This window comes from Streptomyces sp. NPDC004732 (assembly GCF_040609235.1).
In the GTDB taxonomy this organism is placed as follows: domain Bacteria; phylum Actinomycetota; class Actinomycetes; order Streptomycetales; family Streptomycetaceae; genus Streptomyces.
The window spans coordinates 1-1,331 of sequence record NZ_JBEXJR010000045.1; the positions used below are offsets into that span (position 1 = coordinate 1).

1 protein-coding gene is annotated in these 1,331 nt (G+C 38.5%); it reads right to left on the bottom strand.

The genetic code is table 11. From position 1 onward, the window contains the following. The coding region (locus tag ABZV77_RS42655) for a hypothetical protein (RefSeq protein ID WP_356268786.1) at positions 1-1,331 on the bottom strand (1,331 nt) is incomplete at both ends.

The window sequence follows — 1,331 nt, forward strand, 5'->3', positions numbered from 1 at the left end:
GGCGGGCGTGGAGCTCGCGGACGGCACCACCGCGGAGGCGGACTTCGTGGTCGCGGGCGTCGCGCCCACAGCCCTGGCTTTTGTTCTTCTTCTGTATTTTTCACCCGTTTTGGCTTCAAACTCTTCTTTACTAAGGGTCATCGAATCCAGTAAATGAGTTAAATAAGGGATCGTTTTCTTATCGCCTTGATATTCATTCATTGCAGACTGTAAAAAGTCGAAGGATAATCCAAATTCTTCGGCTTCTTTTTGAAGTTGTCTTTGAATTTCATTTTGAATCGAAGTCTCTTTTAATTGAGCCACATCGATCTCTTCAGTAGTATTGACGAGTTGATCTTTCAAGGTGTGATACATCTTTTGGATTTGAGGATCCTTTTGTTGGATTTCTTTTTCAAATTTTTCAACGGCCCCTGCTTCGTTTAATTGAATCGCTTTCAAAAGTTGATTAATATAAAAACTATCCACGATGTCTTTATGTGTCGCATTGAGCTGCGAAGAAAAAGCAATCTCTTGTAAAAGCTTCTCGAAGTCTTCCTCAGGATGCTCCTCATCCTCGATCATTTCTTTAATCTTTGTTTTAACATTTTCCGTTTTACCTTGATATTGTGGCATCTGCTCCACTACTTCTGAAAATGCTTCAAAGTCCTCTTCGTATTGATCATAGCTTCGGAGCGCTTTATAACTCTTTTCTAGCTTTTGATAAGCACTCACTTGCGCAATCATCGTTTTAAGATCATTGGGTTTATCCGATAGGTCGGCTTCGCTTTGTTTATAAAGTGTTGAACATTCGATAAATTCTTTTTTGACTTCTTCATATTCTCTTGGAATCAGTTGATCAAAGTTTTGATTTTCATTTGAGAATAGACGAAACGTGTTTTGCACATTTTCTTTCATGGTGAAGGGCTTTCTAAAAGAGACAATCAACCCAGAATCTTTTCCTGTATAAATACGATTCGTTCTTGAGAACGCTTGAAGGAGCTTTTGATAGTTCATTTCTCGATCAATATATAAGGTTTGAATCGTTGGAGAATCAAAGCCTGTCAATAAACGATCGACAACAATGACAAAATCTAGCCACTGACCATCCGATTGATATTGCTTTTCCTTACGGGCCAACCGTTTATTAATATTTTGATTGTAGAGTTTCTCATCTTGATAAGGAGAAGCATCAAACTGTTTCGCATACTCTTTCATGATCTCTACTAATTCATCGTCTTGTTCATTTTTTTCTAATTGATCCGGATTGGTTGAGAAGGTAATAGCTACTCTTGGGAAATCTTTATCAATCAGTTGATGACGTTCATCAAATTGTCGCCCATTCAAGAGTGTCC